At 36.5% G+C, this 13,687-nt stretch carries 11 protein-coding genes; 5 read left to right on the top strand and 6 right to left on the bottom strand.

The features are described 5' to 3' along the window. The first annotated feature begins 133 nt into the window (after positions 1-133). The gene (locus KZP23_RS20375) at positions 134-1,714 is read left to right on the top strand and encodes a peptide MFS transporter (protein WP_226333656.1); all 1,581 of its coding nucleotides are present in this window, start codon (positions 134-136) and stop codon (positions 1,712-1,714) included. Between the two features lie 56 nt (positions 1,715-1,770). Here the strand turns inward: KZP23_RS20375 and KZP23_RS20370 are convergent, their stop codons facing one another. From KZP23_RS20370 to KZP23_RS20360, 3 genes are all read right to left on the bottom strand, one after another. Next, on the bottom strand, positions 1,771-1,911 hold the full coding sequence (locus tag KZP23_RS20370; RefSeq protein ID WP_226333655.1) for a hypothetical protein: 141 nt from the start codon (positions 1,909-1,911) through the stop codon (positions 1,771-1,773). A 125-nt stretch (positions 1,912-2,036) separates the two neighbouring features. Further along, positions 2,037-2,237, bottom strand: coding sequence for a hypothetical protein (locus KZP23_RS20365; RefSeq protein WP_226333653.1), 201 nt, complete (start codon positions 2,235-2,237; stop codon positions 2,037-2,039). Positions 2,238-2,398: 161 nt separating this feature from the next. Then, positions 2,399-2,755, bottom strand: a complete 357-nt coding sequence (locus tag KZP23_RS20360) for a response regulator (RefSeq protein WP_226333652.1) — start codon at positions 2,753-2,755, stop codon at positions 2,399-2,401. 499 nt (positions 2,756-3,254) lie between these two features. On the opposite strand from KZP23_RS20360, the gene KZP23_RS20355 reads away from it, so the two are divergent. From KZP23_RS20355 to KZP23_RS20340, 4 genes are all read left to right on the top strand, one after another. Next, complete coding sequence (locus tag KZP23_RS20355; RefSeq protein ID WP_226333650.1) at positions 3,255-4,643, top strand: undecaprenyl-phosphate glucose phosphotransferase; 1,389 nt, start codon at positions 3,255-3,257, stop codon at positions 4,641-4,643. Between the two features lie 652 nt (positions 4,644-5,295). Further along, the gene (locus KZP23_RS20350) at positions 5,296-6,285 is read left to right on the top strand and encodes a polysaccharide lyase (protein WP_226333649.1); all 990 of its coding nucleotides are present in this window, start codon (positions 5,296-5,298) and stop codon (positions 6,283-6,285) included. 156 nt (positions 6,286-6,441) lie between these two features. Further along, complete coding sequence (locus KZP23_RS20345; RefSeq protein WP_226333646.1) at positions 6,442-8,094, top strand: polysaccharide lyase; 1,653 nt, start codon at positions 6,442-6,444, stop codon at positions 8,092-8,094. Positions 8,095-8,533: 439 nt separating this feature from the next. Continuing rightward, positions 8,534-9,232 carry a polysaccharide lyase gene (locus KZP23_RS20340; protein WP_226333645.1) on the top strand — a complete coding sequence of 233 codons (699 nt, stop codon included), beginning with the start codon at positions 8,534-8,536 and terminating at the stop codon, positions 9,230-9,232. Positions 9,233-9,268: 36 nt separating this feature from the next. On the opposite strand, the gene KZP23_RS20335 is transcribed toward KZP23_RS20340, so the two are convergent. The 3 genes from KZP23_RS20335 to KZP23_RS20325 all read right to left on the bottom strand — a co-directional run bounded on the left by KZP23_RS20335 (position 9,269) and on the right by KZP23_RS20325 (position 13,652). Further along, positions 9,269-10,228 carry a polysaccharide deacetylase family protein gene (locus KZP23_RS20335; protein ID WP_226333643.1) on the bottom strand — a complete coding sequence of 320 codons (960 nt, stop codon included), beginning with the start codon at positions 10,226-10,228 and terminating at the stop codon, positions 9,269-9,271. 81 nt (positions 10,229-10,309) lie between these two features. Beyond that, on the bottom strand, positions 10,310-11,944 hold the full coding sequence (locus tag KZP23_RS20330; RefSeq protein ID WP_226333642.1) for a GNAT family N-acetyltransferase: 1,635 nt from the start codon (positions 11,942-11,944) through the stop codon (positions 10,310-10,312). A 94-nt stretch (positions 11,945-12,038) separates the two neighbouring features. After that, positions 12,039-13,652 (bottom strand): GNAT family N-acetyltransferase, encoded by a 1,614-nt coding sequence (locus KZP23_RS20325; protein WP_226333641.1) that lies wholly within the window; start codon positions 13,650-13,652, stop codon positions 12,039-12,041. Positions 13,653-13,687: the final 35 nt, after the last annotated feature.

The raw sequence follows: 13,687 nt of genomic DNA, 5'->3' as shown, positions 1-13,687 counted from the left end.
ATGAAAAAAAAATCTTTTTTATCGTCCTAAATCGATTAATACCCAGTACAATTCGTCTTTGATTTCTTATACAAAAAGAAAAAATCTCTTATCATTGCATTATCTAAAAATATTTTCAGAAAATTAATCCCAAATGATAAAAGAAGTGAATAATGATCCAGAAATGGATAGAGGTTTTGATGGGCCTTCCATGTTTGGCCATCCAAAGGGCCTAATGACCCTATTTTTTACCGAAATGTGGGAGCGTTTTAGCTATTATGGCATGAGAGCGCTATTGATATTGTTCATGACCACAGCGGTAATCGATGGTGGACTGGGGTTTGATGATAAGACCTCAGGAGCAATTTATGGCCTTTATACTATGGGGGTTTATCTTCTAGCTTTGCCTGGTGGTTGGCTGGCCGATAGGCTTTTTGGATTGAAAAAATCAGTTTGGTATGGAGGTATCATCATTGCTTTAGGGCATTTCACTATGGGGATTCCTGGGATACTGTCTTTGATGGAGGGTAGTCATGGTCCAGCTACCGCTTTGAGTTCATTGGATACCACCACTTTTTTTCTTGGACTTATATTGATAGTTGTAGGGACAGGATTACTTAAGCCAAATATTAGCTCTATAGTTGGTCAACTGTATCATGAGGGAAGTTCCAAGCGGGATGCTGGATTTTCCATTTTTTATATGGGGATTAATATAGGTGGATTTATAGCTCCTATTATATGTAGTACCTTCGCAGAGATAGATTGGCATTTGGGATTCGGAATTGCCGGATTTGGAATGGTTTTAGGGTTGATTCAATATAGGCTCACTTCTTCAAATTTGGAAGGTAAAGGAGAGCTTGCTGCTCCTCAGACTACTCAGGAAGAGGTGAAGCGTAAGCGTTTGGGAAGAGGAGCGCTTTTAGGGGTGTTGGTAATAGGACTTATTGTATTATTGATGTTTCAGGGATTTATTCCTATAAATGCTTCTGCAATAGCTGAAGCTTCTTACACTGTCATCGCGATTGTGACGGTTTTGTTTTTTGCCTATGTGCTCATCCTTGGAGGTTTGAATGTGGATGAAAAGAAAAAGGTAGGCGTAATTGCCATATTATTATTGTTTTCAGCTTTGTTCTGGTCTGGTTTTGAACAAGCGGGATCTACCTTGAATCTATTTGCAGAGCGGTTTACGGATCGTACTGTATTGGGTTGGGAAATTCCCACAGGGTATTTCCAGTCCGCTAATTCAATGTTTATCATCATTTTCGCGCCAATTTTTGCTGCCCTTTGGGTGAAATTGGGCAAGATGCATTTGGAGCCTAGTTCTCCCTTGAAATTTGCCTTTGGTTTGATATTGCTGGGGGTAGGTTTTTTAGTGATGGTTTTCGCTGCCAAAATCGCGGCTTCGGGAGATTTAGCTGGCCCATCTTGGTTATTGTTTACTTATCTTTTCCATACGTTTGGTGAATTAAGTTTAAGCCCAGTAGGTTTGAGTTTGACCACTAAGTTGGCTCCTAAGAAATTCCAAGGGCAGATGATGGGGATGTGGTTCCTGTCAGTAGCTTTGGGAAATTTGATTGCAGGCTTGATTGCTGGGGAAGCGAGTGGTGAAACTGAAGAGGCGCTGTTGCAGATGCCGGATCAATATTTTATGATCGTGATGACCGTGGTGGGAGCGGGAGTGTTACTCATCATTCTTACCGGACCAATAAGGAAGTTAATGGGCAATGTGAGGTAAAAAAAGAAAGGCAGCCATCAATGGTTGCCTTTCTTTTTATAAGCAGTGTTTGTCGATTAATGTTTCTTTCCTTTAGAAAACTCTTTTCTGACGTCAATGGAAGAAATTCCTGCTCCTAAACCGATCAGGATACATACGATCAACAAAAAGATTTGGGCTCCTGAACCAAGTGGAGAGTTGAATATTTCTAGCAACATGATGATGATGTTTAGTTGATAAGTCTAAATTTGTTGCAATTTAACACCTCGGAATTACCGGACAAAGATTAAATAAAAAAAAACGAGCTTAACCGTATGTTAGGTAAGCTCGCTATTAAGAATAATCAGTCGATTTCGTCATCGAAATCACCATAATCGGCAAAGTCGTCTTCTATGTCGTCCTCATTGAACTTCATTAAGTCTTCATCGATCAAATCATCATCGTCATCAAAATCGAAGTTATCTTCTTCAAATTTTGAAGTGAAATTGTCGTCTTCCTCGAAGTCGTCAAATTCATCATAATAGCGTTCTGTTTCTCTTGCCATGGTCAGTTATATTAGGTGAAAGGCAGGATTTTTAATGCTATTTACAATAAAAATTAAATTAATTCAAGGGTGAGTTAATTGATAGTAAAAAAAATATTGGGAAGAAAAGTGAAGGGAGGTAAGTTGTTGATTTATAGTTGTATAGTGTTTCGTTTTTAATGTTATTCAAAGATGGTATGGATGTATTTTGATATGAGAGGTTTGCTAAGGTATTTTTTTACATGAGCATAGGTATAGGCTTTATTGATGTCTCTTTTGTCTACAGAACTGGAGAGAATGTAAATTTCAGCATTGCTTTTATCTGATGAGAAGCTCTCCAAAAAATCCCAACCGTTCATTTCTGGCATATTTAAGTCAAGAAATAAATAGTTTGGATTGATCATATAAATTTTTTGCAGGGCTTCTTTGGCTCTTTCAAACTTAAAAATCTTGCAAGGTTTTTTGATGTATCTTGCAATTAAGCTTTCTGTCACAAAGGTACTGATTGGATCATCATCGATTAAAACGATTTTTATCATGTTATGCAAAATACATTGTTTGAAATATATAAAACTATATGTAAAATTAATTATTTTTTTCTCAACCCAATACAAAAGCTAGTTTAATTTTCACTTTTAAGGTGTTTTTTTTACAATATAAATCTGCATATCACCAAACTATGCAGCGTTGTTCTTTATTTTGGAAATTTGCTATTATCTGTGCACTTAAGTTTCAAAATTCATTTTAAACCAATTAAAATGAATTTTGAAATAATTATAATGTATTTTGTTTGCTTTCTTGAGTCTTATATTATACCTTTATATACGGTATTTAATTAATTGATAATCAATAGATTACGTTTGTGTTTGAATGATTTGGAAATGATGGTGAAAGCATTAAAATCGTGTATGAAAGGATATTTATTAAGGTAAATAAAGGTGATTGGTAGTTTAGTTTTGATGCAAAGCATCATCGTGTTTTGATTATCCCTTTGGATGACAACATATTTTGTGACAGTCAATTTTTAAACTTGTATATATGAATAGTACCAATAGATTTGTTTCAGGAATTTTCTTTGTATGGGATGTGATAACCTTAGGTCTGACCTTTCTCTTATCTATTTATTTGAGTAAAGAAAATGGTGTGCAGTCAGTGGATTGGTTATTGTTTTTTGCATTGACCTCCCTTTGGTTTATCATAGTGATATGGCGGAAGTTGTACCTCTTTGAATATAAGGGAGACTATTCAAGTAGAATTTTTAATTATGTCAAAGCCAGCGCAATTTTGGTGGTGCTCTTTGGACTGATATATTTGATCTTTACTTTTCCTCCAACTTTTAGAAAGGTAGTTATCTATTTTTCCATAGGCTTTCCTTTGATTGGGATTTCTACCAATTTTATTATTCTGAGTATCATCAACAGGATTAATCAAAATGGTAATGGACTGAAAAATGTTTTGGTTACAGGGAAGGGGGAAATGGTAAATAAGGTAAATACATATTACAAAGGGCATCCCAATTTGGGTTACCAAATTAAAGGTTTTATAAGGTATAAGGAGGACGATCTTGAGAAGGAAAATACATACGAGGCAGCAGGGTATGTGAGTGATGTCAGCCACATGGGAGATTATATTGCGGCAAACCCAGTGGATGAAATTATAGTGGCCCTTCCGGTAAAATGTTCCAAGGAAATAAAAAAAATCCTTAAGACTGCTGATTATTATGGCACCCGTGTAAGGTTTGTTCCTGATTATGGAAATATCCTAGGAAAGGAATACAAGGTGGTCAGAAAAGGAGCATTGGATATGGTAAATGTCCGGCAAATGCCCTTGGATAATAAATGGTCTTTTTTCCTTAAGGAATGTTTTGATTGGATTTTCTCCAGTGTAGCGCTTTTGATGTTGTCTCCGATTTTTATCGTAGTAGCCATTCTGATAAAATTGGACTCTCCCGGCCCTGTATTTTATTGCCCTGTAAGGATTGGTCAGGGAAGCAAGCCCTTCCGGGTGTTTAAATTTAGGACCATGAAAAAGAATGATGAGACTGGAAAGGTTTCCACTAAATTCAATGATCCAAGGATTACCAAAATAGGAAAGATTTTGAGGAAATATAGCATTGATGAATTACCTCAGTTTGCCAATGTCTTTATGGGACATATGAGTGTGGTGGGGCCAAGGCCACATAGAAGCTTTCTGAATCAGGAATTTCAAAAGAATGTAGATAAAGCCATGGTAAGACATTACTTTAAGCCTGGAATAACGGGGTGGGCACAGGTAAATGGTTGGAGAGGTCCAACTGAAACTTTTGAGCAGAAAGAGCAGCGTATAATGCATGATTTATGGTATTTGGAGCATTGGACGATGTGTCTTGATTTGAAAATTATTTATTTGACTATTTTTAGTAGGAAAACACACAAGAATTCTTTTTAGATAAAGTGTGGAATATGTGTACTTCCACACTTTTAGTGTGTATCTACTCGGTTTTTGTACATTGGTTTATTTTTGTTAAAGTGTATAACTTACTGTTAATCAGTATGTTTATGGTTTTAATTTATTTTTAATCATTGAAGCATTAATAGAAAAAATTAATTATTAACCTCTACTTTTTTAAAATGTATTTCTACATAATGTGTACCTTAATACACAGTTTTTCTTTCGGTTTAGTTAGATTTTCAATCTTTCCATGATGTTTTTTTCACTTCGATTTTTTATTTATTTGATTGTATAATTTTTCATTTATTAATGCATGTCGTTGGTTTATGGTTTTTGACCACTTGTTTTTATTTAAGCTAAAAGGGTGATTTACAGTTATTTCACTGGCATAGTTATTGGCTTGTTGGGAAACCGAAATCATCCAAAAGATTTTCCCGGTTATGCTAGGGGAATTGGTCTGAAAATCAGCGATTTTCTTTCTAATACGAAATAAAATCAACTCGTAAAATTTGAACTACTGCAAGATGTAGGCTGATATTTCTTTGCCCTTTTGGAATCTGACTTCAGTATATCATTAGTAGATGATAAGCACCTAATCAAATAGAGTACCCAACCTTTAAATAAATCAATATTAAACTTAAACTCACGAATGAAAATCACCAATAACGCTTTAAAAAGTTTATTAGCATTTTCGGTCATTGGCTTAGTTTCTACTTCTTGTGAAATGACCGACTTCGAGGAAGACAACATTGTAAAAGAAGAGTTCCATGCAGCTACTGGTATATCAAGTTCACCCAATATTGAATACCAAGAGACTTTTGAGGGGAGTGATCCTTTTTCCTTTGCACATAAGCAATTGTCAGAGGATTATTCCTTGACAATTGCTTCGTCTCCAGTTGTAAATGGCTCGGGATCAGGTCGTTTTGAATTAAATGATTATGATCCTTTGGTTTCCAACGGGACAAGGGCAGAAGTGTTGTTTCCTGAGCTGTCATACAATGAAAGATGGTATTCTTATTCCCTTTATTTGCCATCTAAGGATTTCCAAATTGATTCCAATAACGATATTATCAGTCAGTGGCACCAAGGAAGTGGGTCTGGAAGTCCAACAACTACACTAAGGATCAAGGATGATCGCTTCTTCTTGAAAAGTGGTCCCACCAAAGAAGAGAGGAAGGACTATGACATTGCTGCAGTGAAGAAAGATGCATGGAATGAGTTTGTATTTCACATTGTACATTCATCTGGGAGTGAAGGTCTGGTCGAAGTTTGGATGAACGGAGAAAAAGTCCTCCATATAGAAGGTGGCAATATGAATAAAGATTATGGACTGCCTAGATGGAAGATAGGGATTTATAAGGATAATTGGAATGGATCGGGAACCACTGATACAGACAGAAGAGTAATGTTTTTTGATAATGTAAGGCTGGGTAACCAAAATGCCAGTTATGAAGAGATGACCTCTAGAAGCGATGATATTAGCAGCATATCTCCAGAAGAAGAGGAAGAGACTGCAATTACGAATCCTGAGGAAGAAGAGACCTCTGGTGATGACTGTAAACTTACTGCTGATTCAAATCCTGAAGCAGGGAATGCAGGAAAACCAATTCCCGGAAAAGGCAACGGAAAAGACAAATAGCCAAATCATTCCTACATAAAGGCCTGGTTTATCCAGTTTTAAGACTGGATGAGGAAAAGTATTGCCCAAACACAACGATGAAAAGAGTAAATCCAAGATAAATAACCTTTAACACCAAGTAAAACAAACTTCGTAAATAAAAAATTGAAAAATTCAATGAAAGTAAACAACAATTATTTTAAAAGCCTATTAGGCATCACCCTTTTGGCTGGGGGAATTTCTTCTTGTAATATGATGGAGGATAATATAGAAGGAGCTGATATCCAAAAAGCTACAGGTTTATCTACTTCTCCAAATATTCTTTATCAAGAGAACTTTGAAGGAAGTGACCCCTTGTCATTTACCCACCAACAGCTATCAGAAGACCATTCTTTCCGAGTAGCGAATAATCCTGTTTTCCAAGGTGCTTACTCAGGAAGATTTGAATTGAATGATGATGATGATATGGTATCTAATGGTACTAGAGCAGAGGTTTTGTTTCCTGAACAATCGGAAAATGAAAGGTGGTATTCCTATAGTCTTTATCTTCCTGCTAATGGATTTGAGAAGGATAGCAATAATGACATTATCACCCAGTGGCACCAAGGAAGTGGATCAGGTAGTCCTACGACTACTTTTAGAATAAAAGAAGATCGTTTTTTCTTAAAGAGTGGACCTACTAAGGAGGAAAGAAAAGATTATGATGTAGCAGCAGTTAAAAAAGATGCTTGGAATGAATTTGTATTCCACATCATTCACTCGTCAGGTAGTGATGGATTAGTTGAAGTTTGGATGAACGGGGAGAAGGTTCTTGATATCAAAGGGGGAAATATCGACAAAAACTATGGCTTGCCAAGATGGAAAATCGGTATTTACAAAGATGACTGGAATGGATCCGAAACCACTGACGCAGACCAAAGAATCATGTATTTTGATAATGTCAGAATGGGGGATGAGAATGCTTCTTTTGAGGAAATGTCTTCCTTAGGTGGAGAAGTAGGTGTAGTAGAGCCTACTCCGGATCCAGAAGAAGGTAATGAACTTCCTAGTGAAGGTCCTGTACACAGCTTGACATTAATCAATACCAGTAGTGATGAGGCGGTGGGTGATTTTCTGGACCAAGCAACAATTGGTGCGAAGGATCACAGGCTTTCTATTGTTCCAAATTTTGAAGCGGGAAGTGAGCCTGTGGAGGTTAAATTTGACTTGAGCGGTGCGGCGAGCAAAAATTCTTTAGATGATACGGCCCCTTTCTCCTTAAGTGGTGATGATGGTAATGGGAATTTCTGGTATGGTGATGGTCTGTATCCTGGCGATTATGAGCTTTTGGTAACTCCCTATTATAATGTAAATGGAGAGAAAGTAGCTGGTCCTGCAGAGAAATTTAGATTTACTATCATAACGGCTGATGAAAATGCAATATTGGAAAACACAAGTGTTGCACCTGAACTGCCTTCATTTGATATCCAAAGTCTGAGTTTGATCAATACCAGTTCAGATAAGGAGATTGGACAATTCAATTCTGGATCCATCATTACGGCCAAAGACCATAGATTGTCTATCGTGCCTAACTATGAAGGAACCGCTCCTGTGGAAGTTTTACTAGATCTTAGTGGAGCAGCGAATAGAAGCAATCTAAGTGAAAGTGCTCCTTTCTCCTTAAACGGTGACGATGGTAATGGGAATTTCTGGTATGGGGAAGGTTTATACCCTGGCGATTATGAATTGGAAATCACTCCTTTCTTTGAAGTGGATGGGGAGAAAATAACAGGAAATACTGAAGTTTTTAGGTTCACAATTGAAGAGGGGAATTCAACTACAATTGGATAATTGAATTAGTTATTTTGATGCAAAAGAGGGGAGATCTAGAAATTAGATTTCCCCTCTTTTGCATTTGCAAATGGAAGGTATCGGAGGATCATATACCCTTCGATATTATGGTTGCATTATTGGATTATAAGCTATTCTGAAGTTTTTCTTTTTCAGGTCTTATTGGATGAAAAAATCAATAGAATCTATTTATATGGAGTTGGACTGCTGTAAAGTAAAAGCATTTGGTTTGTTCCTAGGGATTTCAGCTGGTAAAATGTTCCAAAAAAGATATTGAATAAGGTTTATTGTGTTGTGAATCAGTTTGTTGTGGTTATTTTTGCTTATATTGTACTAGAAGAAATATTTAGGAAAAGTGATACTAAGACTGATTTTTATTGTGTTTTTTTGCTCATGTGCTGACAAGGAGTCACCTATAAAAGGGGAAAATACGAGCTTTATGGGAAATAAGGTCCTAGAAAATTCTCTTTCCCTATTATTTGAAGAAACCTTTGAGGGAAATTCATCTTTAAGTATAGCTCACAAACAACTATTCAAAGACTATTCATTTTCATTAGTCAAGGCACCGGTATTTAAAGGTCAATATGCTGGAAGGTTTGAGCTTCGTGATACAGATGATATGGTGGCCAATGGAACCAGAGCAGAAGTATTGTTTCCGGAACAGGTTATGATGGATCGTTGGTATTCTTTTGCTGTTTATTTTCCAGAGGATTTCTTTCAAAAAGATAGTTACAGGGAAATCATTAGCCAATGGCATCAAGGAGGCGCAGGTAGTCCTCCCAACTCACTACAGGTAAGGAATGATCAACTTATTTTCCGTTCAATAGGCAATGACAATAGGTACAAGGACCATATTTTGACCAATGTTCCCAAGGATAGTTGGACGCAATTTGTCTTTCATCTAGTGCATTCGCCAAATGAAGAGGGAATAGTAAGAATATGGATGAATGGAGAAAAGGTGCTTCAGTTAGAGGGAAGAAATATGAAGTCTGGATATGAAAATCCTAGATGGAAAGTAGGTCTTTACAAATGGGCATGGAATGGCCATAAAACAACAGATACACAACTAAGGGTGCTGTACTTTGATAATATTAGAATAGGCAATGAAAATAGCACGCCAGAAGAAATGTCCAGATAAAGTTTACCCTCGTTCACCAAATTATATTAAGAAACTTTAGGATTGCTTTTGGAATTTATATTCCGAGTATTCTGCTTTTTGATGAAATAAAGTATACCTGAATTGGTCTCTGAGCGGTTGCCAGATTCCTACCATTCTACAGATATTTTCAGCCATTGAAGCTCCCTCCAAAAATGCAAATCTTGGGATTTTGTACGGACTCAAGAGGTTTTGCCTTTTAATGCCCGTAGGTTCACAGGTGAATGCCAGTTGATAATTTAATTGGCTGAGAAGGTTGATTTCTCTATTGGTAAAGTCACCATTGGGATAAGCAAAAGAGATCACGGGTTTTCCTATCCAACTTTCCAGTTTTTCTTTGGAAGATTTGAGTTCTTCCAGTGATTGCTCATAGGAACAATTCGGTAAAATTGGATGGGTATGGGTATGGGCACCAATATGTACATAGGGAGATTTGGAAATTCTTATGATCTGTTTGATGTCCATGGCTTCACGCCCGTTTTTATCTGTAGTTTTGATTTTATTGATGATTTCCAATCTTTTTTCATTAGATACCTTCTTAAGGTCTTGAACATCAGGGATGTCCTTTTGGAGGGTTTTGTTGGCATAAATGACCTTGGGCCACCAGTAATTTCCTGTTTCTATAGCTTCTGTAGCCACGAAGATACAGACGGGGATTTTATAGGTGTTGGCCACTTCTACAATGTTTTCCTCATTATTTTTCCATCCATCATCTACAGTAATCATGATAGCCCCCTTGGGGAACGGTTGTTTATTTTGGGCAATCATTAATAAATCTTCTGGAGAGATGAATTGGAATTCATTTTTCAAGAGCCATTTTACGGCAGACTCAAATTCTTTTCTGCTGGGATCATGAAAATAAACTGCCAAAATATGATCGCCATTCATGGCTCTTTTGATGGCACTTTTAACTAGTCCTGCTCCTATTATTGTTTGGGCAAGGCTCCATTTAAAAATATTACTGAAATTAGGGGTCATGTTAAGTTTAATTTGGGTTTTCTATGGTCTGTATAATCTGTTTGCTCTCCTGAAAATTCAACAATAATTACATTTTGTTGATTAAATAGGAACCTGTAAATCCATTAAAATTTTTTGAATATTTTTGTCCTTGGTATAAAACAACAATTCTTTTCCATCAATATTTTTTAGTGATATAAGCTGGTTTAAAAATGCCTTGATAGGGGGATTCGCTGAGTTTTTCAGGTAAAATTCCTGAATGATTCCATTGAGCAGGGGAAGTTTGATTTCGTCGTTTGGGATTGAGCTGTTTTTGGGATTTACTGTAAACCAGGCCAAAATTTGGAGTTTATCCTTGTCCACATAAGTCCAGCATTCTTGGCCTTCTTCGAGTTTTTTCATGCAGTCCATCAGAAATGCTTGCATGGGAAGCGGTTCATCATTGGGCTCATATTTTAATAAATCACCTAAATTGTTTTTTTGAATATTGATTGACTGACCATTTGGAATTTGCTTGTTAATGGCAAAGAATTTAGGGTTAGGGAAATGTGTTTTGTCCCTGTAGACCCTTTGAAGATGAATTCCGGGATTTTGTCTAAGTAAGTGTTTCCACTTATTTTTTATAAAAAGAAAATTGGATTTGTGCTTTCTCAGACTTGCCTCATCGAAGCCCATGCTTTCCAGTTGCTTTTTTGCCTTGACAATAAAATTATTTTTCCATTCATCTAGGTGAATTTTTTGTGGATTTTGGATGGTAAGTTCAAAAGCCTTTTTGAACTCGCTTGCCAAACTACTTTTATAAGTGTCTGCTCCAGGAGTGAGGTCAAATATTTTAATACTTTCAGCTTTCAAATCTTGGGCTAACATCAGGAAATGGAGTATTCCTGGAGAGTGTTTTGCATAAAAAGGGGAATGGGTATTGATACCTTGAAGATGGACCCAACTTTTTCCCACCACGCCCACATTTGAAGCGATGATTTCGTCATTTAGCCTTAGGGTGGAAACATGCAATAACTCCTTTTCAAAAAGTGCTAACATAAAAGATTTTCTCAAGGGGTCTTCTTTGAAAATCATGTGGTTATAGACAGCCCCCTTTCTGAAGTCACTTTGTATGATCAATTCGTCCAATATTTCAGTAAATTCATCTATTTTAGTGATTTTACTGAATTGGAGGTCGCCTTGTCGTTTAAGGCGGTTGAGCTTTTCTCGCTTATTCTTTTTTCGGATTTCAACATAGGGTTTTTCGCTGAAGGTCTCAAGAACAGGGTGTCTATGTGTTTTTATATGGCTTCTTTTTCTCCAAAAATGCTTTTGAGAAAAGGTTTCCATGGGACTCCCTTCAGGCAGGTATTTCAATGTTATTTTAGAAGGGTGAATTTTACTCCAAAGTAAATGCAGTGACCTGTCCAAAAAATAATGGCAATTTTCAGTATGATAAACCCAAACTTGGTATTCCGCTTGGTCAGCCCCAGCAGCGATGAGTTGCTTTTTTTTGTTTAGGGCCAAAGGAAATATTCCAGTAAGCCGATCTTTTTTGCTTTCCAAGATCAAAACTGGTATATATTCTTTTTGATATAAATTATACCAAGTGTTTACAAATTCAAATCTTTGAAATGTAGTTGCCCAAGGACATGCTCCAACAAGAGTATTCCATAGGTCTGGTATTTCTGCGGAAGAAAGCCGATCGAGCACTTCTTCTCCAAAAAGTAATTCTATTTCTGGAGTTTCACGTTCCATCTGTGTTATGTTTTTGTTGGATAGTACCTTTTCTACTGCCATCTTATTTCTAATGAGATATGAAAGGACAATCAAAAAAGCTTTAAGAATCAGATCAATGATTGAAAATGATCTGATCTGTTTTTTCGGAGCATTTGATAAATTGATAGAGACTTGCTAAATGCTGTTTTTCAAATGATCTGTCTCGTATAAAACAGTAGTCAAGTTTTATTTGCAGGGAAGCATTTGTTCCTGTCTTTTTATCCTTGTTATTCATTTTTATGATCCATGCACAGAATTCCAATTGACCATTCTTGGAGATAGAGTAGGAATTTTGTCCCTCTTCAAATCTTTTTAGTGCATTATCCAGAAATTCCCACCTTGTCAAGGTACTTCTTCCTTGTTGATAGTTTAGAAGGTCTTCCAAGTGGTTTATCTTAAAAATTATTTGGGGAGCATTTTTGATTTGCTCATCAGTGATTTCAAATGGTTTTGTCGATGGTGAAGCAGACAAATGCATTAAAATTGATCGCATTCCAGCGGCTAGGAGGTATTTGTATTTGTTTTTGAAGATATATACATTTTTCTCAAACTGTAATTTTAATTTTTGAGGTAAGATGCCATATCTGTAAAGTCCGTCAAAGAAAGCTTTTCGTGCAGCTCTTTTGTATTTGAATAACTTGTTTTCTGTGATGACCAGTTCATAAGCTATATCATTATGGGTTGCTAGTCGATCTTTATAAGGGTCATTTCCAGGCGTGAGGTCAAAGACCTCTATATGGTCAAAATAAAATTTTCTACCAAGCATGTACAATTGTACCAATCCGGGCGAATATTGGGAATAAAAAGGTGAATGAGAGATAAGTCCTGCCAAATGCACCCAATTCTTATCGGTCATGGATATAACAGCAGCTGTAATGTCATCGTTTAATTTTAGAGTACTGACATGGAGCAAACCAGCATCAAATAATCTTTTTAGAAAAGGGGCTTTTTTGGGGTCATCCCGGAATTGATTTTTATTAAATAGGGCACCTTGCCTGAAATCATATTGGTCTTTTAAGAATAACAGCAATTTAGAGAATTCATCAGTATCATTGATTTCTTCCAATTTCAAATGCCCCGCCTTGTTGATTCTGTTGTATTTTGCTTTTAGGTGTCTTTTTCGGAGCAAATTGGGGAAATCCGGATGATAGGTGTCCATTAATGGTCTTTTGGAAGCTTGCAGAATGATTTTTCTTTTCCACTGGTGACTATTTGTCCAACTCAATGGAGTCTCTGGGGGCAGGTACCTTAAGATTACTTTGCATTTTGGAAACTCCCTTAATAATAAACTCAGCGAAGTTTTGATGAAGGAATTATTATTTGATTTGGTTAACCAGGCATGGTATTCTGCATTAAATTCTCCCGCACCATGGATTTTTACCATTGATTTTTTCTTGAGTTCTTTGGTCGGAATAGCCAGGTGGATTATTCCTGTGATGACTTTTCCATATTGTTCGCTGATGATGATCGGTTGAAATTCTTCTTGGTACATTTGATACCAAGAACTGATAAAACTCCTGTGCTGGAACACGGTTGCCCAAGGGCAGTGATAATAGAGATTGTCCCATCCACGCTGAAAATTTTGGTTGGTAAGAATTTCAAAAGCTTCATTTCCGCGATAAAGGTTGAGGGAATAGATTATATTTTTTGAATCTATTCGCTCTTTGAAAATAGAGGAATTAGTCATAAAAATCACTAAGGTTAAATAAACTATGGTAGATG

This window comes from Echinicola marina (genome assembly GCF_020463795.1).
GTDB lineage: Bacteria > Bacteroidota > Bacteroidia > Cytophagales > Cyclobacteriaceae > Echinicola > Echinicola marina.
The sequence above is the reverse complement of the archived record's forward strand: the minus strand, read 5'-3'. Positions and strand labels throughout refer to the sequence as shown.

What these genes read in the sequence shown, in the direction of transcription:
- KZP23_RS20375 (WP_226333656.1), top strand. Translation starts at nt 134, where the DNA reads ATGATAAAAGAAGTGAATAATGATCCAGAAATGGATAGAGGTTTTGAT.
- KZP23_RS20370 (WP_226333655.1), bottom strand. Translation starts at nt 1,911, where the DNA reads ATGTTGCTAGAAATATTCAACTCTCCACTTGGTTCAGGAGCCCAAATC.
- KZP23_RS20365 (WP_226333653.1), bottom strand. Translation starts at nt 2,237, where the DNA reads ATGGCAAGAGAAACAGAACGCTATTATGATGAATTTGACGACTTCGAG.
- KZP23_RS20360 (WP_226333652.1), bottom strand. Translation starts at nt 2,755, where the DNA reads ATGATAAAAATCGTTTTAATCGATGATGATCCAATCAGTACCTTTGTG.
- KZP23_RS20355 (WP_226333650.1), top strand. Translation starts at nt 3,255, where the DNA reads ATGAATAGTACCAATAGATTTGTTTCAGGAATTTTCTTTGTATGGGAT.
- KZP23_RS20350 (WP_226333649.1), top strand. Translation starts at nt 5,296, where the DNA reads ATGAAAATCACCAATAACGCTTTAAAAAGTTTATTAGCATTTTCGGTC.
- KZP23_RS20345 (WP_226333646.1), top strand. Translation starts at nt 6,442, where the DNA reads ATGAAAGTAAACAACAATTATTTTAAAAGCCTATTAGGCATCACCCTT.
- KZP23_RS20340 (WP_226333645.1), top strand. Translation starts at nt 8,534, where the DNA reads ATGGGAAATAAGGTCCTAGAAAATTCTCTTTCCCTATTATTTGAAGAA.
- KZP23_RS20335 (WP_226333643.1), bottom strand. Translation starts at nt 10,228, where the DNA reads ATGACCCCTAATTTCAGTAATATTTTTAAATGGAGCCTTGCCCAAACA.
- KZP23_RS20330 (WP_226333642.1), bottom strand. Translation starts at nt 11,944, where the DNA reads ATGGAACGTGAAACTCCAGAAATAGAATTACTTTTTGGAGAAGAAGTG.
- KZP23_RS20325 (WP_226333641.1), bottom strand. Translation starts at nt 13,652, where the DNA reads ATGACTAATTCCTCTATTTTCAAAGAGCGAATAGATTCAAAAAATATA.